We start from the raw sequence: 21,257 nt of genomic DNA, 5'->3' as shown, positions 1-21,257 counted from the left end.
TTTAAGGTGTTTTAAAGATCAGGATTTATGAATATTGCGGCTGGGATTCAGCCTGATACAGTTCCAGTGCATCATCCATGCTCATGCCCACAGGCGGCGGAGGAATATCCACCGGCTTGGCCTGTTCATAGGACACGGCTTTGGCAGCTTTGGACTTGACCTGATACTCAATATGCAAGGCTTCTTTACCAAAATAGTCACGCAATTTGGCTAAGAGCTCATCCAGTGGGGCGACTTTCCAGTTGAGACCCAGATGCAGTTCAGTCGTGGCATACGGATAGTCCAGATACAGAATCACCGGAATATGTGCGGACATATCAACATTGCAATAAGGAGTCAGAATCTGCTGCAAGTCCCGGCTCAAGCTCTTGCTGAAATGCTCGGCTGTGAGAGTGATCTTGATGCTATTGGCACGTTTCTGGCGAATTTCATTCAGGCTGAATGCTTTGGTGAGGCGTCCCATCGGACGGTCAAAGCCTTCACGCTCATAGATTTCGCCTTCAATCACCACCACTTTATCGAGCTGGATAATCTCTTTAAAGCGGTTGAAGCGTTCGTGATTGGCTGAAATCTCAATCCGTGCCGTACCATCATCCAGGGTCATCATCATTCGGTTCGGAAAGTTGGCAATATCCACCACCAATCCTGCAAACACGGTGGTCACGCCACGGCGGGTCGGCGTCAGCTCATTGATCTGACTAGGCACAAAGGCTTTTAGTTCATTGCGATACACATCAATCGGGTGGCCGGTTAAATACAGGCCAAGCGTGTCTTTCTCACCTTTCAGGCGAACTTCATCCGCCCAAGGTTTGACTGGCTTAGATGGCTTGCGCTGAACTTCTTCAACTTCGCCAAACAGGTCCATGATGCCGGTTTCACGATTGGAACGTGCCTGTTCCGCAGCTTGAACCGCTTCAGGCAGTTGCGCCATCAGGTCGGCACGGTCAATTCCCAAGCAATCCAGTGCACCTGAACGAATCAGTGCTTCTAGAGTACGCTTATTGATTTTTTTCAGGTCAATACGATGACAGAAATCAAACAAGTCACGGAATGGACCTTCTTGTGCACGCGAGTCAATCACCGACTGCATCGCCGCTTCACCGACGCCTTTGATCGCCCCCAGACCATAGACAATGGTTTGCTCATCGATAGCATGGAATTGATACAGCGACATATTCACTGACGGCGGTAAAACTTCCAGATTATTCTTGCGACAGTCATCAATCAGGAATACCACGTTGTCGGTGTTCTGCATCTCCGAGGTCAATACTGCCGACAGGAATTCAGCCGGATAATGCGCTTTCAGCCATGCGGTCTGGTAGGCAACCAAAGCATAGGCAGCCGCATGCGATTTGTTAAAACCATAGCCGGCAAACTTTTCCATATAGTCAAAGATATGGTTGGCCGTAGCTTCATCAATGTCTTTTTTCGATGCACCTTCAATAAAGATCTGGCGCTGTTTGACCATTTCTTCCGGTTTTTTCTTACCCATGGCACGACGTAACAAGTCCGCGCCACCAAGGGTATAGCCGGCACAATACTGTGCAGCCTGCATTACCTGTTCCTGATAGACCATAATCCCGTAGGTGGGTTCTAGTACGCCTTCAAGCAAGGGATGCAGATATTCAAAATCGCCACCATGCATCCGGTGAATAAAGTCAGGAATCAGATCCATCGGACCTGGACGGTATAGTGACACGAAGGCAATAATTTCTTCAAACTTGCTCGGGCGTGCCTCTTTCAGCATCTTCTTCATGCCCACGGATTCAAACTGGAATACCGCAGTGGTGTTGGCATTGGCGAAGACCAGATATGCGTCTTTATCTTCAAGCGGGATATAAGCAATATCTAAAGGTTTATCCGCTTTGATGCGTTTATTAATATTTTTAACCGCATCTTCAATCACGGTCAGGTTACGCAGACCCAAGAAGTCAAACTTCACCAGACCTGCAGATTCGACATCGTCTTTATCGAACTGTGCCACGCGTCCGGTACCATCGGCATCACACATGACCGCAGAGAAATCGGTAATTTTGGTTGGCGAGATCACCACACCACCGGCGTGTTTACCGGTGTTTCGGGTAATACCTTCCAGTTTCAGTGCCATTTCCCAGATTTCGGCTGCATCGTCATGGTCTGGATTGGATGGATTGGTGACGATATCTTTAAGCTGGGGTTCAGCTTCTAGTGACTCAAGCAGGCTTAGACCTAAAGGCTTGGTCGGAATCATTTTCGAGATACGATCCGCCAAGCCATAAGATTTACCCAAAACGCGCGCAACATCACGAATCGCACCTTTGGCAGCCATGGTGCCGAATGTTGCAATCTGGGAGACCGCATCACGGCCATAGGTACGTGCTACATAGTCAATCACGCGGTCACGGCCTGCGATACAGAAATCGACGTCGAAGTCGGGCATCGAAACACGTTCCGGGTTCAGGAAACGTTCGAACAGCAGTTCATAACGCAGCGGGTCAAGATCGGTAATTTTTAAGCTATAGGCGACCAGTGAACCTGCACCCGAACCACGGCCCGGACCGACCGGAACGCCGTTACTTTTCGACCACTGAATGAAGTCCATCACGATCAGGAAGTAGCCCGGGAATCCCATCGAGTTAATGATGTTAATCTCGTATTCGATACGCTCATCATATGGCTTACGAATGTCCGGCCAGTCTTCATCACGTTGTTCAGGCGGATAAAGGAAATTCAAGCGTTCTTCCAGACCTTCTTTGGACAAGTGCGCAAAAAAGGTGTCAATGGTATGACCTTCAGGAATCGGATAATCGGGCAGGAAGTATTTGCCCAGTTGCAGCGTCACATTACAGCGTTTGGCAATGTGATAGGTGTTCTCAATCGCAGATGGAATATCCGAGAACAGCGCCGTCATTTCTTCAGCAGATTTGAAATATTGTTCAGGTGAATAGGTTTTAGGGCGGCGGTTGTCACCAAGCACATAACCATCTGCAATACATACCCGTGCTTCATGCGCTTCATAATCTTCACGGGTCATGAAATGCACATCATTATGTGCGACCACACCGATATTGTATTTTTTTGCCAGCTTAACGGCTTCCAGAATAAAGTTATCTTCATCCGGACGATTGGTACGGGTCAGGGCAAGATAAACACGATTACCAAATTTTTCGACCCATTCTTCTAGCAGCGGTTCCGCTTTTTGCGGATTTGAACTCATCAGCATTTTGCCGACGTCGGAATGCATGCCGAGCAGGGCAATCATGTCCTCAGGCTGATTTAAAATCCATTGTTTTTGAACGCAGGGAATATCCAATTGCTGGCCACTGATAAAGCCTTCAGATACTAATTCAGTCAAATTACGCCAGCCGGTATTGGTCATGGCCAATAAGGTCATGCGATGTTCGGCATCATTCAGGCGAATTTCAGAACCCAGAATCGGCTTGATGCCTTTGCTCAGACATTTGCCATAGAACTTGACGGCAGCATGCAGGTTAGAAAGATCCGTGAGCGCAAGGGCAGGCATCTGTTCTTCTTCGGCAGCTTTGACCAAGTCAGGTATCCGTACGATGGATTCAGTAATCGAAAATTCTGTATGAATACCAAGATGAACAAAGTGCATAGATGAGTCCCTGCTAAAACCATTGAATAGTTTAACATGGGATTTATTGTTTCAGTTTGAAATTGATGGGAAATGGCTAACTTTTAGGTCAAGTTTGAATTTGATTTTTTAAGCTGATTATTTAGTTAGTTGTTAGAAGATATTTTCTTTTACTTTTGACGGGACAAAAGTAACAAAACCCCTTTGTTGATCTGATGGCACTTCCTGAGCAAGCTTTAAGCATTGCTTTAAAGCTTGTGCAAGACAGAACAACGGCAGCATCCATGTCGCCGTGGCACGTATCAAATAGTTGCAGGACTTTACTTTGAAATAATGAGAAAGGGATCGTAAGTATTAAAAACAATAAAACCCTCTTTTTAGAGGGCCTTATTCATACATAAAAACTAGCTTAACGAAGTCGGGATAACCAGTCACCGAGGCTTTGTACAATCTGCACTAGAATCAGTAATACAATCACCGTCATGATGACTACAGAGGTATCAAAACGCTGATAACCATAAGAAATCGCTAAGTCACCAATACCACCCGCACCGACAGCACCGGCCATTGCCGTTGCACCAATCAAACTGATGGTAGCAGTAGTCAAGTTTAGAATGACTGAACTACGCGCTTCCGGCAAAATAAACTTAAAGATAATCTGCATTGGCGTCGCGCCCATGGCTTGAGCAGATTCGATAATACCTTCATTCACTTCAAGCAAAGATGTTTCAATCAGGCGACCAATGTATGGGCCGACATAAATGGTCAATGGAACAATCGCTGCCCATGTACCAATTGATGTGCCGACAATTAACTTGGTCAGTGGAATCACCGCAATCAACAAGATAATAAATGGCAGCGAACGCAGCGCATTCACAATCGGATTGAGACCGTGATAAATCACACGATTCGGCAGAATCCCATTTGGACGTGTCACCAGCAGGGTAATCGCCTGAATAAAGCCCCAGATACAGCCAAACAGCATCGCGAAGAACACCATATGAAAGGTTTCTTGTAGCGCTGTCACGAACTGATCTATCGACAGGGAGCTTTTCCAGAACGGTGCAGTGATCGTCGTCAGCCACTGTACAATCAAATCTCTCATGCCTGTACTCCCGCCTGATCGACTTGTACGCCGTGTTGTTCAAGGAATTTTATTGCTGCTTGAATTTCTTGTGCATCACCCAGTAGCTGAATAAACATCTGGCCAATCACCGTGCCATTAATTTCGGTCATGTTTGCAAACAGAATATTTAAACTGATATCAAACTGTTTAATCACCACTTGAATCACGGTTTCCTGTGCCGAGCTACCAAGGAATTTCAGGCAATAAATACTGTTGTGATTCTGGTTTTCCAGATTATTCAGAATATTGACTGGTAAATGCTGCTGTAATACGGTCTGAATAAAATTCTTGGTCGTCGGATGTTGCGGTTGGCTAAATATTTGTAAGGTGCTGCCGGTCTCAATTACGTCACCTTTTTCCATCACGGCGACATAATCACACACGGTTTCAATTACATCCATTTCATGGGTAACCATAACAATGGTGATGCCTTGTTCTTCGTTAATTTTTTTAAGTAGCTGTAGAACAGATTTGGTGGTTTGTGGATCAAGTGCAGAAGTCGCTTCATCACAGAGTAAAATTTTTGGATGATTGGCAAGGGCACGGGCAATACCAACACGCTGCTTTTGACCGCCAGACAATTCATCTGGAAAAGCATGACGTTTATGTTTCAGGTCAATAAAGTCTAATAATTCTTCGAGGCGCTTTTCCCGTTCTGCCTTGCTCCAGCCGAGGAGTTTCATGGGCATTTCGATATTGGCTGCCACGGTTTTGGTTTGCATTAAATTGAAATGCTGGAAAATCATGCCGATGCTGGCACGTTCTTGACGCAATGCTTTGGCATCCAGTGCGGTAAAATCTGTTCCGTTAATGATAATCCGGCCTGAGCTTGGGCGCTCAAGCAGATTGATCAGACGGATGAGGGTGCTTTTACCGGCACCACTATAACCGATGATGCCAAAAATACTGCCGGTTGGAATCTGAAGATTAATCTGATTCAAGGCATGCAAGGTTTGACCCTTAAGCTCATACTGTTTTGAAATATCTTTAAATTCAATCATAGTGTCAAAAACTGCATCACGGATAAAAAAACAGGCAAGAAATCGTCCTTGCCTGTTCTAAAAGTCTATTATAGTACTATTTTGATTCAGTTAAATACGTCACAGGTTTGTTTACCGCAACTTTAGTACCACCAAAATGCTCATCAACATATGCTTTTACTGCTGGCGTATGATACAACGCACCTACTTTTTGCAGAACTGGATCATTTTGACGATCTGCTGCAACCGCTAATACGTTGACGTTCATTTTTGTGCTTTGATCAATCGGCTCATAGTAAATCGCATCTTTTAATACGTTTAAACCACCTTCCATTGCCAAGGTATTGCCCAGCACAATCGCATCAACTTCGTCTTTTACGCGTACTGCAGTCGCCATTTGAATTGGCTTAATCACGATTTGTTTTGCATTTTCGGTCACATCAGAAGTTGTGCCTTTGACATTGTCAAAACCAGCTTTTAATTTAACCAGACCTGCTGATTGTAAAAGTAATAATGCACGCGATTCGTTTGCGCCGTCATTCGGAATGGCAATGGTCGCACCAGTTTTAAACTCGTTTAAAGATTTGACTTTGCTTGAGTAAATGCCCATTGGCTCTAAATAAGTGGTAGATAGAGGTGCAATTTTGGCTGTGTTAGCATCGTTGTAAGCAACCATATAGGCATAAGACTGGAATGCATTTACATCAATTTCTTTGTTGGCTACTGCCGTGTTCATTGACACGTAGTCAGTGAAATTTTTCACATCAAGTTTGATGCCGGCTGCTTTGGTTTCAGGCAATGTCGCGATATAACGCCATACGTCTGCATCTGAACCGGTCGAAGCCATAGTTACAGTCTGAAGACCATTTGCATCTTTGCTTTGCGCTGCATCAGTGGCAGGCGCTTCCTGTTTACCACACCCAGTTAAAGTCAATACAGAGGCACTCAAGATAACGCCAAGTAACTTTTTCATGAAATTGTCCTAATTCTATTCTTGCCTAGAGTATAAGCATTTTTAAATCGTGTTAAATAAGAGTTTTATTACGATCTAAGTAGATAGCTTGATCATGGTTGAAGAAAGCTTGAAGTCGAAAGCTGCAAGCGTGCAACAACAATTCTGGTGAACTTGATCAAGTCAGAGGCAGCCCAAATCTGATGTATTTAATCTATTTGGAGAGAGAAAATAGATATTTTATAAGTACATGGCAAGGTTTGAGTGCTCTGAAGTTGCGGATATCATAGCAATAAATCTATATTCGATATACTGGATAAAAAAGCCTTGCTTATCTCTTTAGTCGAATATAAAAAAAGATCTTTTAAAGAAAATATTAATTAAAACAATATATTATTTATATTGAAAATATAGCTTTAATAGATGTGTTTAAATAGTGATCTTTATAAGATTTTGTAAGATAGAAATATGAAAAATGTATATAAATAAATATAAGAAAATATCTGATTTTTGGCAAATTAAGGAAATTCTATCATTAACGAGATAAATCTTTCCTTTATATTAACTTAAGCGAGTCAGTATCTGATCTTGGTTTCCTCTGGTCATGATATTACAAGCTTGTTTTAACAGAAGGGAATATAGAGATAATCCGAACGCTGTTTTTCATAGAGTACGTGTCTACACAAGATATGATCGGCAGGTACAAGCGGATGGTCAAACTCTCCTACTTTTTCTAAGCTAATGTTTTGCATGACACGTTCTGAGGGCGTGTTGACGCATGCAGTAAAAGAAATGACTTTCTCGAGTCGTAGAGTTCTAAAGGCATATTTCAGTACCGCTTTGGCCCCTTCAGTGGCATAGCCTTGATTCCAGTATTGTGGTAGCAAGCGCCAGCCAATTTCAGGGGCATCAGCAATTTTAAGCTCAGGTGGATGCACGTGTAAGCCAATAGATCCGATAAATTCGCCTGTGGTTTTCAATTCTACGGCAAAGGCTCCCCAACCGCGTGTATCAATAGCATTACGAATACGTTCAAGAAAAGCAGTTGCCTCAGCCGCATCGAGTTTTTTAGGGAAGTAGCGCATGACCTCGTCATCTGCACACATTTGGATAAATGGGGCAGTGTCGGAATCTTGCCATTGGCGTAGGATGAGGCGAGGGGTGGTAATTGAAGCTGATGACATATACTTAGACCAAGATATAAGATGTTATCTATTAATCATTAAAATTTAATATAACATGGATGAAATTATGTTGGATGATCAACAGATTCAGAATCAAGAAACGCAAGTTTGTAGTAATCCTGCTTGGATGGTTCATCTAAAACCTTTTTCAGCAATCATTAGTGAACAACAACCTAGGATTAATTTTTCATTAGATCAGATCAATAACAATGATTATGAGGGAATGCAACTATCAAAAGTAATCGGAATTCTTTCTTTAGAAAGTGATGATAGTTTAGGTGCTTTAATTAGTTATGACGGAGCAATTGCAATCCCTCAAAGCGAAAATTTTCCAACACGCATTGATGGTATTACTAAATTAAATGAGATTTTGTGTTGCCTGTTATTAGGTGGGATCCATGCAGAGGTCTTGCATCCTCATGAGTTAGATGTAGGTACATTATATGAAAAGCGAAGTTTATTTTCTAATTTGCCATCGCTTCATAATCAATTAAGGTGCAATTGGACATCTATATCTGAACGATATCTACCGTTGATGCATCCTAGAGTTTTACATTTTAATGATCTAAGACTCGCTTATAATGCTGGGCAGGAAATAATTAAGTCAATTCCATCTTTTACACCATTCTTTCTATTAAATGGTTATACATCTTTAATTAATCAAAACAATAATGATGCGCTTAATAATTTGTGGATTGTAGTTGAGCAAATTACAGAAATTTTATGGAAGAAAATTTATATTAAATGTAAGGATAGCTATCCAAGACAAGTAAGATGTTTACATACAACATGGGAAGAAGCTAAGTTTTTAAAAAATATAGCAACTAAGCATAAACTTTTAAGGTTAGCCAAAATTATCTCAAGACAAAATTATAAGATATTAGAGAGTGCTCGAAAATCTCGAAATAAACTAGTGCATAGTGGAAGACGTCCAGAATATGAAGTAATTTTTGAATTGTGGGGAATATTATCCGAGTTGCTTGAGCTAGCTACTTGTAGAAGAAATATAGGTCTTAGAAAAATAAAAGTCGGGAAAGAATTAAACTGGAGTAATCCACAAGATACTAATTTTGATGAATGGAAAGAATTAGTAGCTCAAATGAAATAAAAATTACTAATTAAAAACCCCGCACTTAGCGGGGTTTTTACTTAACCAAAATTTAGATTAAGCATTTTCACGCGCAATCGCACGGTAACCAATATCTTTACGGTATTGAACGCCGTCGAATGTCACTTTTTTGCAAAGTTCTAAAGCTTTTGCTTGTGCTTCACCAATCGTGTTACCAAGCGCAGTTACGCAAAGTACACGACCACCAGCAGTCACGATCTCACCATTTTCATTGGCTTTAGTACCTGCATGGAACACTTTCGCATCAGTCATTTCAGTGTCTAAGCCTGAAATTACATCGCCATTGCTTGAAGTTTCAGGGTAACCTTTAGATGCTAGTACGATACCTACAGTCTTACGCTCATCCCATTCAGCTTCCGCAGGTAAGTTACCCGCAATACCAGCTTCAACCAAATCAACTAAAGATGATTTTAAACGCATCATGATTGGTTGAGTTTCAGGGTCGCCAAAACGACAGTTAAACTCGATCACTTTTGGTTGACCTTTGTCGTCAATCATCAAGCCTGCGTATAAGAAACCTGTATAAACGTGACCATCTTTTTTCATACCTTCAACGGTAGGACGCATCACTTCATTCATGGTTTTTTCAAATACGTCAGCAGTCACAACAGGCGCAGGAGAGTACGCACCCATACCGCCGGTGTTCGGACCTTGGTCGCCTTCAAAAATACGTTTATGGTCTTGAGAAGTTGCCATCGGCAAGATGTTGTCGCCATCAATCATACAAATGAATGATGCTTCTTCACCAGCAAGGAATTCTTCGATCACTACGCGAGAACCTGCATCGCCAAATTTGTTGCCTGCAAGCATGTCATCAATTGCTGCAAATGCTTCTTGATTGGTCATGGCAACGATTACGCCTTTACCTGCAGCAAGACCATCAGCCTTGATCACGATTGGCGCACCATTTTTCTCAACAAATGCTTTCGCAGCATCTACTTCAGTAAATACGTCATAGAAAGCCGTTGGAATGTTATGGCGTTTAAGGAAGTGTTTAGCGAATGCTTTAGAGCCTTCAAGCTGCGCAGCAAATTGAGTTGGACCCCAAATTTTAACGCCAGCTTCACGGCATGCATCTACAACACCATTTACAAGTGGTGCTTCAGGACCAACAACCACTAAATCAACCGCATTGCTTTTTGCAAAGTCGATAATCGCAGCATTGTCTAAAATATTTAAGGCAACATTTTCGCATTTATTTTCTGTTGCAGTACCTGCATTACCCGGTGCTACAAATACTTTTGCGACTTTATCATCTTGCGCGATTTTCCATGCAAGTGCATGTTCACGACCACCATTACCCAAAACTAAAATATTCATTAAAAAAAATCCTTCTGAAATAGAATCCCCCTAAATCCCCCTTTGATAAAAGGGGGATTCCCTTCGCTCTACTATGATATAGAAAACCCTCCTTTATTAAGGAGGGCTAGGGAGGATTTAAAATTAATTAGTGACGGAAGTGACGCATACCAGTGAACACCATTGCAATACCAGCTTCGTCAGCCGCAGCAATCGTTTCTTCATCACGCATAGAACCACCCGGTTGGATAATGCATTTGATACCCGCTTTCGCAGCGTTATCAATACCATCACGGAATGGGAAGAATGCGTCAGATGCCATTACCGCACCTTCAACTACTAAGCCAGCATGTTCAGCTTTGATTGCAGCAATACGAGCTGAGTTTACACGGCTCATTTGGCCAGCGCCGACACCAATGGTTTGACGGTTTTTAGCATACACAATCGCGTTAGATTTTACGTATTTCGCTACTTTCCAAGCGAAGATCATGTCATCGATTTCTTGTTCAGTCGGCGCACGTTTGGTGACTACTTTAAGATCATCTTTAGTGATCATGCCCAAGTCTTGATCTTGAACTAACAAACCACCGTTTACGCGTTTGTAGTCAAGTTGCGATTGACGCGCATCGATTGCTGGAAGTTCGCCACATACAAGTACGCGTACGTTTTTCTTCGCGCCTGTTACTTCAAGAACGCCTTCAGCAACGCTCGGTGCAATGATCACTTCAACGAATTGACGATCTACAATCGCTTGTGCAGTTGCAACGTCTAATTCACGGTTGAATGCAATGATGCCACCGAAAGCAGATTCAGGATCTGTTGCATACGCAAGATCATAAGCTGCTTGAATACCGTCTAAAGATACTGCAACGCCACATGGGTTAGCGTGTTTAACGATCACACAAGCAGGCTTCGCAAATGATTTCACACATTCAAGTGCTGCATCAGTATCTGCGATGTTGTTATAAGAGAGTTCTTTACCTTGAAGCTGTTTCGCTGTTGAAACAGAAGCTTCAGTCGCTGTGTCTTCTACATAGAATGCAGCAGCTTGATGCGGGTTTTCACCGTAACGAAGGTCTTGAACTTTGTTCAATTGAGTATTGAAAGTACGTGCAAATTTGTCTGCCTGACCTTCTTCTTTACCTACGCGAGCGCCTAAGTAAGATGCGATCATGCCGTCATATTGAGCAGTATGTTCAAATGCTTTTACTGCTAGGTCAAAACGAGTTGCATGAGATAAAGCACCCTCAGCTTTAAGCTCGGCAACGACAGTTGCATAGTCAGAAGCATTTACGATGATACCTACAGATGCATGGTTTTTTGCTGCAGCACGAACCATGGTAGGACCACCGATGTCGATGTTTTCGATAGCATCAGCAAGTGAACAGTTTGGTTTGGCTACCGTTGCAGCAAATGGATAAAGGTTTACAACGACTAAATCAATAGCATCAATGTTGTGTTCAGCCATCACAGCTTCGTCTAGACCACGACGAGCCAGGATACCCCCATGAATTTTCGGATGTAGTGTTTTTACACGGCCGTCCATCATCTCTGGAAAACCTGTATGCTCCGAAACTTCAACTACAGCCACATTATTGTCTTTCAACAATTTGTAGGTACCACCTGTAGATAAAATTTCTACCCCTAGAGCAGCAAGTTCTTGTGCAAATTCAACAATACCAGTCTTGTCAGACACAGAGATTAAAGCGCGTTTAATAGTCATGATCTTCGTCACAGTTTTCAAGGAACAGAATAAAACAAAATCAGCAATTTACAGGTTAAAAAAAATGCCTGCGGAAGCCGCAAGCATTTTATCATTTATTCACTCATTAAACCGTGAGCTTTTAACTTTTTACGTAAAGTACCACGGTTGAGTCCGAGGATCTCGGCAGCACGTGTTTGGTTACCACGTGTATATTCTAGAACTACAGATAGAAGAGGTTTCTCCATTTCTGCTAGCACCATGTCGTATACCTGAGATGGTTGCTCGCCCTGCAGTTGTGCAAAATAGTGGCGAACTGCGCGATCTACGTGGATACGTAAAGCAACATCAGATTGTGCAGTAAAAATAGGAGATTTGCTATTCATGCGAATTAATCCGAAAAACAAATATCACTTGGGTAAAGTGATATATAAAAGTGGTCTAGAAATTGAAATGAACTCCATTTTAGATCCTAAAACGGAAGTTCTAAAACTTAGTCATTACATTGAGCCTGTAGCTTGACACATCTCTGCGATTTGGTCGAAAAATAAGCGTAACAATAGTTAAAGTTTTGTTACTGACCAAAATCAAAACAAAAAAATCTGCACGATACGCAATAAATTTTATAGCGCATTAGGCAAGACTGTATTTGTTGTGAAAAAGTCGCGAGGAGTTGCAGCACATAGCTTTCGTGGCGCGTATCATACCATTGTCTAAGCAAAAGTGAGCAAGAAAACTGCATTTTTTTTAACTTTTTTTAATTTTTTAATGCTTTCTCAGTAGATTAGGGGCGAATTATTTCCAAAGTATAGCGATCAAAGCTTTTGCGATCGACTGGAAGCTTAAATTTGAATTTAAACGGGCTGTTTTTCGGAATGCGCTGAATATTGACTAAACTTTCAATCAAGTACTCTTCGGAGGACAGGTTATAAGTTGCAATCACTTCACCGCGATGTTCCAGATTGATTCTTAAAATTGGTAAAGCCAGACTACGGTCATGAAAATTAATCAGCTCACCGCTAAACTCAGCTTCATTATTACCGGTTGCCTTGATTTTGACTTTATTAACCTGAATTAGTGTGTAGTATTTTTCCAGATTGGAACAATTAAACACTTCACAAGCACTGTTAAAGGCCAGACTCATGACGTGACTGTTTTTGATGTATTGCGGATTGAACCAAAAAAATTGAAACAGCAGCAGGCTAAACAGCGACAGATTGAGTAAACTCCAGCCTATATAGTACATTGGCCCGCGCTTAGCCTGCTTTTCTGCCTGATCTTCCCAGTTCATGCTCGGTAGGACTGAAATCGGTTCGGTACTGAAATAATTCAAGTTATTTAAATAGGTTTCCAGATCAATATTGGAATGTTCAACTTTTTGGTCAAAAATCTGTAGCAGGCTATGACGATGCTGCTGATCCGTGTGATAAACACCTGGTCTATTTTGAGCATCAGTTTTGCTGAATTCGCTGGAGCTCGACTGAGCGTGAGACATTGAGGCGGTGACCGAATTCCGGGTTTCGGTCACCAAATGCGATAAGGCATTAAATGAGGTGGTACATTTGGGACAGCAAACCATACCCTGCGCAACGGTGAGTTGAGCAACTGTGACCTTATAGGTGGTGGAACAGGTAGGGCAATGGGTTCTTTTGTCACTCATGGATTATTTATAGGCTCATTCATTCTTATGGCGTTTACCCGAGATACGGCACCAGTGCTCATCTCGTTTTTCTACTTCTAATATATCAAAATAATTTGAGTAAATGCTAGTAACATCAGCAACTTGCTCTTCAATTACTCCGGCAAGTGCGAACTGTCCCTCAGATTTAATTAAAGTTGCGAACTCGGGAGCTAGCATCATTAGTGGTGCCGCCAGAATATTGGCAACAAATACGTCAGCTTTGGTATTGCCGAGCTCATCTCTAAATTCTTCTGGCAGTCCTACATAAAGCTTGTCCAGTACGCCATTCAGTTCAGCATTTTGCTGAGTCGCCAGTACAGCTTGTGGATCGATATCAGTGGCATATGCTTTTTTCGCACCTAAGAGAAGTGCAGCTACCCCGAGAATGCCTGAGCCACAGCCATAATCGATGACAATTTTATCTTTCACATCAATCTTTCCGAGCCATTGTAAGCACAGGAAAGTTGAAGCGTGGTTGCCTGTTCCGAAAGCCAGACCTGGATCAAGCTTGATGTTCACCGCCTCGGCATCAGGTGCTTCCATCCACTCCGGTACGATCCAGTATTTATCAGCAATCTGAATGGGCTCATAGGCATCCATCCAGGTACGTTCCCAAGCCTGATCTTCAATCAACTCATGACGGATCGGAGCATCTGGCATTTGTGCACGAATAAAGGTTTCTAGTGCGGCAACATCGATTTCTTCGCCTTCTTCCTGCGCATAAATACCGGTCACAATCACTTTATTCCAAAGTGGCGTTTCACCTGGAAGTGGTTCCAGCAAATCCTGGTTTTCAGCATCATCCAAAGTCACACTCACTGCGCCTAGTGAGCTGAGTAATGTCTCAGTAAAATCAACCTGAGCCTGTTCAACCGTAATATGAATTTGTAACCACTTCACAGAAATAACCTTTATACATTTTTCAAAAAGCTATTGTAACGGAAGTTCAGACTCAACGCTGCTATCTTCTTAATCCATTCCAAAAATAAAAAAGAATGCATGAAGCATCCTTTTAATCGTTCCAGATGTTGTCTAATCCAGATTCGTTAGTGGTGTTTGCGCCGGGAGTGGTGCAAGCCGATTCAACAAGCTGCCAAAAATTGCAGCAAAGATATACATAAAAATAGAATAAACCGCGGCTGGCATCGCCACAGCAGCACTGCCAATCACAGTTAGGGCAATGGTCATGGCGAGGGTGCTGTTATGAATGCCGATTTCAAATGCACTGGCGCGGGCTTGAGCGCTATTAATATTGAGTAATCGCGGAATCAGATAACCAATACTCAGGCTCAGGATGCAGAATAAGGCAGTCGCCAGACCCACTTGGGTTAAGTATTCGCCGATATTTGTTCTTTCTTTAATGAGTGTGGCAATAATAATCAGCACCAAAAAGCCAATGGAAAAAATCCGCAGCGGCCGATTCAGTTTTGCTGTCACGCCTGGAGCATAGCGCCGAATCAACATGCCAATTCCTACTGGAATCAGGATGATGGCAAAGACTTGCAGGATTTTGCCAACTTGCAAGCCGACTTGCTGGCTATCCTGCATAAAATGCATGATCGAAAAATTAATAATTAAAGGTAAGGTAATCGCTGCGATGACTGAATTGATTGCAGTCAAAGTGATATTGAGGGCTAAGTCACCTTTAAACAGATAGCTAAACAGGTTGGCCGTTGCACCTCCTGGCGAAGCCGCCAAGAGCATCAATCCGACTGAGAGTAATGGGGTTAAAGCGAATAGCTTGCAAAGCAAAAAGGCAATGCCAACCAGAATAACCAGTTGGCAGAACAATGCTATAAATACGGCTTTGGGGTGACGAGTGACACGGCTAAAGTCCCGAGGTGTCAGTTCAAGGCCAAGTCCCATCATGATGATTGCAAGTGCCAGCGGCAGTAATATCGTTATAAGGCCAGAATCCATCTGTATGCTCCTTGTCGAAAATTGTTTTAATACTTCTGATTTTCTTTGGAAAAGCATACAGCCTTATAGCAAAATCAGCCAAATAAATTACAAATCTGATAAACGACTTTTATTACTATATACCACTTGCTGGCGGCTAATCAGCACACCGAAAATGGTGGCGAAACTGTACATGAAAATCGTATAAATGCCTGCTGGGATGGCCATCGTGACATTATTCAGAACCGATATCGCAATGGTCAGGGCAATGGCAGTGTTATGAATGCCGATTTCAAAGGTACAAGCACGTGCCATTTTCTCTGGAATGCCCATGAGTAGAGGGATGCAATAGCCAATAAACAGGCTGGAAAAACATAAAATCGCAGTTGCTGTACCAATATTGGCAAAGTATTCGACCAAATTCGAACGTTCTCTGAAAATGGCGAATATGAATAGGATGGTTAGAAAACCGATAGAGAGTAAGCGCATGGGCCTGCTGACAGTAATCGACAGGTTTGGAAATTTGGCTCGAAGCAGCATACCCATGATCACGGGAATCAAGGTAATTAAAAACACTTGTACAATCTTTTCAACTGGAAAAGTCACGTTTGAGTCATGACTCATAAAGTAGTGTAAGGACAGATTGACAATAAAGGGCAAGGTAAAAATAGAGATGATGGTATTAATGGCGGTTAGAGTAATATTCAGTGCCACATCACCTTTATATATGTAGCTAAATAGGTTCGCGGTTGGGCCACCAGGTGAGGCGGCTAGCAACATCAGACCTACAGCAAGCAAAGCGGGCAAGTCCAAAATCAGACAAATAAAAAAAGCAACGCTGGGTAATAGGACTAACTGCGCAAATAAAGTAATAAAAATGACTTTAGGATAGCGACTTAAGCGCAGGAAATCTTTGATAGTGAGTTCTAGCCCCAGCCCCATCATCATAATTGCCAATGTAATTGGCAAAAAAACGCTAAAAAACCCCGAATCCATGAATTTGCCTTTTTATTATACATTTATAGGTATATTTCCAGTTTAGCCTAGATGAATAAATAAGCAATAAAAAACGGGCAAAATGCAGTCACTTTGCCCGTCAAAGCTTTTACTTGAAATCTAAACTATTTAGATATATATCGGCTACATACCTGGCTGGCCTTGCATTGGTGAATCAGGCTGTGCTGGCTGGTTCATCTGATGCTGCATAGGCTGGTTTTGCATATGTGGCTGCATCGGTTGGCTTTGCATCTGAGATTGTCCCTGAGGGCGTGGTGGCATAAAGCCTAATGCACATTTACCTTTGACTTCGGCACCATTGATGGTGGCAGTAGTCGCACCACTGTTGCCACTACAGGTACTCATGAGTTCGGCTTCATCGCCTTTGATTGAAGCATTTTTGGATGAAGCGAAAAACTGCGGCTCACAGGTACCATTCCAGATAATGCCGCGATAGGCAAAACTGACTTGTGCACCTTGGGATTTGCCTTTACAAACCTGTTGGTACTTTTGTGCATTATAAATGGTTTCGACCTTATCATTCGCTGATGCAGCAAATGGCGCAAAACATAAACCACATAGAACGGTTGAGAGGAAAATATTCTTATTCATCTTTTATACCTTTGTTTGTAATGTAACCAACATATAGATTAAAAAATGCGCCAGAATAAACAATGCAAATCGAGTAAATTTCTCAGTTTATATGTTTAATTTATATAGTCCCTCTGCAAAGTTAAATTACAGTGCTTTATTGTTATGCGAGTTAAGTGCGATTTATCTCAGGATAAATTCAACTGAATTTGTCTACTTTAGAGTGAAATTTGCTATAATACTCAGCTATTCTTTTTTATCTCTCAATTACCACTATGCATTATCCTAAAGTATACGATGTCATTGTTATCGGTGGCGGTCACGCCGGTACGGAAGCGGCTCTGGCTGCAGCGCGTATGGGTCGACAGACTTTACTCTTAACTCATAACATTGAGACTTTAGGGCAGATGAGCTGTAACCCGGCCATCGGTGGTATTGGTAAATCGCATTTGGTGCGTGAAATTGATGCCTTGGGCGGTGCGATGGCACTGGCTGCCGATAAAGGCGGTATTCAATTCCGTATTTTGAACTCGCGTAAAGGTGCTGCAGTACGTGCAACACGTGCGCAGGCGGACCGTGTACGTTATAAAGCGGCTATTCGCGAAACATTAGAAAACCAAGCAAACCTTGATATTTTTCAGCAAGCCGCAGATGACCTGATTGTTGAAGGCGATACCGTTAAAGGTGTGGTTACCCAAATGGGTATCCGTTTTGATGCGAAAACTGTGGTGCTGACAGCAGGTACATTCTTAGGTGGTGTCATCCACGTTGGTCTGGAGAAATCTAGCGGTGGTCGTGCTGGTGATCCGCCATCTATTTCACTTGCACATCGTTTGCGTGAATTAAACTTGCCAGTAGGTCGTTTAAAAACAGGTACACCACCACGTATTGACGCGCGTTCAGTGGATTTCTCTGTGATGACACCACAGCCGGGTGATTTCCCATCTCCGACCATGTCATTCATGGGGGATGTGTCTATGCATCCTGAGCAGGTAAATTGCTATATCACGCATACCAATGAACGCACGCATGAAATCATTCGTGGCGGTTTAGACCGTTCACCGATGTACACGGGTGTGATCGAAGGTGTTGGACCACGTTATTGCCCATCGATTGAAGATAAGATTCACCGTTTTGCCGATAAAGATTCTCACCAAGTCTTCTTGGAGCCTGAAGGCTTGGATACACATGAGCTTTATCCAAATGGTATTTCGACTTCTTTACCGTTCGACGTTCAGTTTGAACTGGTTCGCTCGATCCGTGGTATGGAAAATGCGCACATTCTTCGTCCGGGCTATGCCATTGAATACGATTACTTCAACCCACAAGCGTTGAAATTTACCCTTGAAACCAAAGCAATTAATAACTTGTATTTCGCCGGTCAAATCAACGGCACAACCGGTTATGAAGAAGCGGGTGCGCAGGGTTTGCTTGCAGGCTTGAACGCTGCACGCCGTGCCTGGGATCAGGAGCAGTGGACACCGAAACGTGATGAAGCTTACATGGGCGTACTGGTTGATGACCTGATTACACTCGGTACCAAAGAACCATACCGTATGTTCACCTCACGTGCCGAATACCGTTTGATGCTGCGTGAAGATAATGCAGATCAGCGTTTAACAGCAATTGGTCGTGAAATGGGTCTGGTGGATGACGCGCGTTGGGCAGTGTACTGTGAGAAAATGGAAGCAGTGGAAAAAGAAACGGGTCGTTTACAACACCTGTGGGCTGCACCAAATAATCCAATGGGCAAAAAATTCGTTGAAATGACAGGTGCAGATCTGTCTAAAGAGTGTTCTGCGATTGACTTGTTGAAACGTCCAAACATTTCATTCGCTCAAATTGCAGAATTAACCAATTCTGAAGTCTCCCCATTTGTTGGTGAGCAAATTGAAATTGCAGTGAAATATGCGGGTTATATTAACCGTCAGCATGAAGACGTCGCACAAATGAAACGTCTGGAAGAAACCCGTATTCCTGCGGATTTTGATTATGACATCGTGTCGGGTCTTTCCCGTGAAATTACTCTGAAACTGAAAGATGTTCGTCCTGAAACATTGGCGCAAGCCAGTCGTATTCCGGGTGTGACGCCTGCAGCAGTTCAACTGGTGATGATTACAATTCGTAAGAATGCACAAGCAAAGAAATCTGCTTAAGATTTTGAGCTAAAAAAGCCCGCGTTAAGCGGGCTTTTTATCGGCTTGTAGTTTTGTATAAGTTTTGACTATCGTTGAATTAAAAATAACTACTATTAAATTAAGTTATTGATAAATACATATAATAAATATTATTAAGATGTATTAAGTCTATAAATACAATCTTTTAGGTCTAATTTAGATGATATTTACACATGCTAATGTGCTTAAACCCGACTATTGTCGTGCTATTTCTCTATTAAGATTAGGTTAAGAATAATGTAACGGATCGTCAGACTATCAAACGGTTTGTGAATTATTGATGGAGATCAGTCATGGCACAGCCATACAGCGGAAAAGCCCAAAAAATATTAACTATAATCTTGTGTTTCTGGGTTGCATTTTTTGAAGGTTTTGATCTTCAAGCTCCCGGGATTGCAGCGAAAGGAATTGCAGCAAGCTTTGCTTTAGATCAAATCCAAATGAGCTATGTATTTAGTCTGGGTGTCTTTGGAATGCTATTTGGCGCATTCTTTGGCGGACGTATCGCGGACTATTTGGGACAAAAGAAAGTCCTGATGCTCTCTGTGACTATTTTTGGTCTGTTTATGTCGCTGACTGCAATTGCGCCCAGCATCGAAGTTTTATATGCAGCGCGTTTCTTTACCGGTCTGGGTTTAGGCGTGGCAATGCCAACCATGATTTCAGTCGTCGGTGATGAAGCAACCGAAGCCAACCGTGGCAAGTTGAATAGTTTGATGTATTGTGGTTTACCGGTAGGGGCGATCTTTGTTGCTGGTCTGGCCATGCTGCTTCCGGAGATTCAATGGCAAACCTTGTTCCTGATTGGGGGATTAACACCTTTAGCACTGATTCCATTGATGGCGTTTATTCTTAAAGATAAGCTTAAGGTAAATGCGGAGGTACAGGTCTCTGGTGAAGCTGTGCCGGGCATGGCTGAAGTTTTGTTCAAGCAGCGCCAGTATAAAAATACAGTACCTCTTTGGGTCGGTTTCTTTTTTACCTTAATGATCAATTATATTTTGATCAGCTGGTTACCTAACTTACTTATGGAACAAGGTTTGCAGAAACAACAGGCATTTCTGGTGATGTTGGTGTTCCAGGTGGGCGCGGTTATTGGAACCCTGAGCCTAGGTTATTTACTGGATCGTTTAAAGCTTTGGCAAATGGCGACCATCATTTATAGTGGCTTGTTTGTTGCCTTGGTATTGTTATTCACCACAACTTCTATTCCGTTATTAATTTTGGCGGGAGTCATGGGTGGCATTTTCTCTACGGGTGGTCAATCTATTCTATATGGGATCTCACCGATTTTTTACTCAGGCGCAGGCAAAGTGACAGGCGTGGGCAGTGCGATCTCTTTAGGGCGTTTAGGGGCGATGACTGGACCATTATTAACTGGAAAAATTCTGGCATTAGGTTTGGGCACCACAGGTATTCTTGTGGCAAGTTTACCAGCAGTGGTCGTATCGGCAGTAGCCGTCACTGCACTATCACGTTATAAGGCTGCTCATAAGTAATTAATCATTGAGATCTATCAATACAAAAAGGGAATCTGAAAAATCCCTTTTTTATCGTCGAGACTTTTAATTGAATAAAGTCAGTCCATAAAATTTGCTAAAATATACGAATAGCAAACAGATTGATTTTTATATGGCTTATCAACTTATTCCACTCTCGATTCAGGCCACCGATAATATTGCTTGTCCGCATTGTCAGCACAACGTGATTGATTGGGCAGAAGAGCAATATGTGCAACCTTGTGAACATACCCTGTTTATTGCCATGGATATTGGCTTTGAATATATGACCGATGAATTCGAGCACAGCATGCCGCGTTCTGTAGATGATCTGCATGCCAATGATGATCAGGTGAATATGCTGGATGAAATCACCCAAGCGACTTATTCAAATTATGTGATCTATAAGTCTGATCTGGGCATAGATGGGTATTTCCGCTATGTGGGTTTTACTGCATAAATTAT

At 42.5% G+C, this 21,257-nt stretch carries 17 protein-coding genes; 4 read left to right on the top strand and 13 right to left on the bottom strand.

Features of this window, described 5'->3' with window-relative positions; translation table 11 throughout:
• Positions 1-25 precede the first annotated feature (25 nt).
• From dnaE to H0S56_RS08380, 5 genes are all read right to left on the bottom strand, one after another.
• Entirely contained in the window at positions 26-3,598 is a 3,573-nt protein-coding gene (gene dnaE, locus H0S56_RS08400) for a DNA polymerase III subunit alpha (RefSeq protein WP_195724832.1), read from the bottom strand.
• A 388-nt stretch (positions 3,599-3,986) separates the two neighbouring features.
• Positions 3,987-4,682 (bottom strand): methionine ABC transporter permease, encoded by a 696-nt coding sequence (locus H0S56_RS08395; RefSeq protein WP_005107217.1) that lies wholly within the window; start codon positions 4,680-4,682, stop codon positions 3,987-3,989.
• Entirely contained in the window at positions 4,679-5,704 is a 1,026-nt protein-coding gene (locus tag H0S56_RS08390) for a methionine ABC transporter ATP-binding protein (RefSeq protein ID WP_195724831.1), read from the bottom strand. Before H0S56_RS08390 ends, H0S56_RS08395 begins: the two co-directional genes overlap by 4 nt.
• A 76-nt stretch (positions 5,705-5,780) precedes the next feature.
• Positions 5,781-6,656 (bottom strand): MetQ/NlpA family ABC transporter substrate-binding protein, encoded by an 876-nt coding sequence (locus tag H0S56_RS08385; protein WP_195724830.1) that lies wholly within the window; start codon positions 6,654-6,656, stop codon positions 5,781-5,783.
• Positions 6,657-7,258: 602 nt separating this feature from the next.
• Entirely contained in the window at positions 7,259-7,819 is a 561-nt protein-coding gene (locus H0S56_RS08380; RefSeq protein ID WP_195724829.1) for a GNAT family N-acetyltransferase, read from the bottom strand.
• Positions 7,820-7,886: 67 nt separating this feature from the next.
• Between H0S56_RS08380 and H0S56_RS08375 the strand changes: the two genes are divergently transcribed.
• A complete protein-coding gene (locus H0S56_RS08375; RefSeq protein WP_227554876.1) occupies positions 7,887-8,927 on the top strand; it encodes a hypothetical protein in 1,041 nt (346 codons plus the stop codon).
• Positions 8,928-8,984: 57 nt separating this feature from the next.
• Here the strand turns inward: H0S56_RS08375 and purD are convergent, their stop codons facing one another.
• From purD to H0S56_RS08335, 8 genes are all read right to left on the bottom strand, one after another.
• Positions 8,985-10,268, bottom strand: a complete 1,284-nt coding sequence (gene purD / locus H0S56_RS08370; RefSeq protein ID WP_195724827.1) for a phosphoribosylamine--glycine ligase — start codon at positions 10,266-10,268, stop codon at positions 8,985-8,987.
• Between the two features lie 127 nt (positions 10,269-10,395).
• Positions 10,396-11,970: a bifunctional phosphoribosylaminoimidazolecarboxamide formyltransferase/IMP cyclohydrolase gene (gene purH / locus H0S56_RS08365; protein WP_004646700.1), complete on the bottom strand. Its 1,575-nt coding sequence runs from the start codon at positions 11,968-11,970 to the stop codon at positions 10,396-10,398.
• A gap of 95 nt (positions 11,971-12,065) precedes the next feature.
• Entirely contained in the window at positions 12,066-12,335 is a 270-nt protein-coding gene (gene fis / locus H0S56_RS08360; protein WP_001086304.1) for a DNA-binding transcriptional regulator Fis, read from the bottom strand.
• A 398-nt stretch (positions 12,336-12,733) separates the two neighbouring features.
• A complete protein-coding gene (locus H0S56_RS08355) occupies positions 12,734-13,609 on the bottom strand; it encodes a DUF3426 domain-containing protein (RefSeq protein WP_195724826.1) in 876 nt (291 codons plus the stop codon).
• 15 nt (positions 13,610-13,624) lie between these two features.
• Positions 13,625-14,530: a 50S ribosomal protein L11 methyltransferase gene (gene prmA / locus H0S56_RS08350; RefSeq protein WP_195724825.1), complete on the bottom strand. Its 906-nt coding sequence runs from the start codon at positions 14,528-14,530 to the stop codon at positions 13,625-13,627.
• Positions 14,531-14,662: 132 nt separating this feature from the next.
• Positions 14,663-15,550 (bottom strand): bile acid:sodium symporter family protein, encoded by an 888-nt coding sequence (locus H0S56_RS08345; RefSeq protein WP_195724824.1) that lies wholly within the window; start codon positions 15,548-15,550, stop codon positions 14,663-14,665.
• An 87-nt stretch (positions 15,551-15,637) separates the two neighbouring features.
• Entirely contained in the window at positions 15,638-16,525 is an 888-nt protein-coding gene (locus tag H0S56_RS08340; protein ID WP_195724823.1) for a bile acid:sodium symporter family protein, read from the bottom strand.
• 144 nt (positions 16,526-16,669) lie between these two features.
• Positions 16,670-17,137 (bottom strand): hypothetical protein, encoded by a 468-nt coding sequence (locus H0S56_RS08335; RefSeq protein WP_004279893.1) that lies wholly within the window; start codon positions 17,135-17,137, stop codon positions 16,670-16,672.
• A gap of 254 nt (positions 17,138-17,391) precedes the next feature.
• Here H0S56_RS08335 and mnmG point away from each other — a divergent pair, with 254 nt between their 5' ends.
• The 3 genes from mnmG (at position 17,392) to H0S56_RS08320 (ending at position 21,252) form a co-directional block, all read left to right on the top strand.
• The gene (mnmG, locus tag H0S56_RS08330) at positions 17,392-19,272 is read left to right on the top strand and encodes a tRNA uridine-5-carboxymethylaminomethyl(34) synthesis enzyme MnmG (RefSeq protein WP_004279892.1); all 1,881 of its coding nucleotides are present in this window, start codon (positions 17,392-17,394) and stop codon (positions 19,270-19,272) included.
• Between the two features lie 314 nt (positions 19,273-19,586).
• Entirely contained in the window at positions 19,587-20,792 is a 1,206-nt protein-coding gene (gene mhpT / locus H0S56_RS08325) for a 3-(3-hydroxy-phenyl)propionate transporter MhpT (RefSeq protein WP_195724822.1), read from the top strand.
• A 133-nt stretch (positions 20,793-20,925) separates the two neighbouring features.
• Positions 20,926-21,252 carry a hypothetical protein gene (locus tag H0S56_RS08320; protein ID WP_195724821.1) on the top strand — a complete coding sequence of 109 codons (327 nt, stop codon included), beginning with the start codon at positions 20,926-20,928 and terminating at the stop codon, positions 21,250-21,252.
• The last annotated feature ends 5 nt before the right edge of the window (positions 21,253-21,257 follow it).

The sequence above is a fragment of the Acinetobacter lwoffii genome (genome assembly GCF_015602705.1).
Lineage (GTDB): Bacteria > Pseudomonadota > Gammaproteobacteria > Pseudomonadales > Moraxellaceae > Acinetobacter > Acinetobacter lwoffii_E.
The sequence above is the reverse complement of the archived record's forward strand: the minus strand, read 5'-3'. Positions and strand labels throughout refer to the sequence as shown.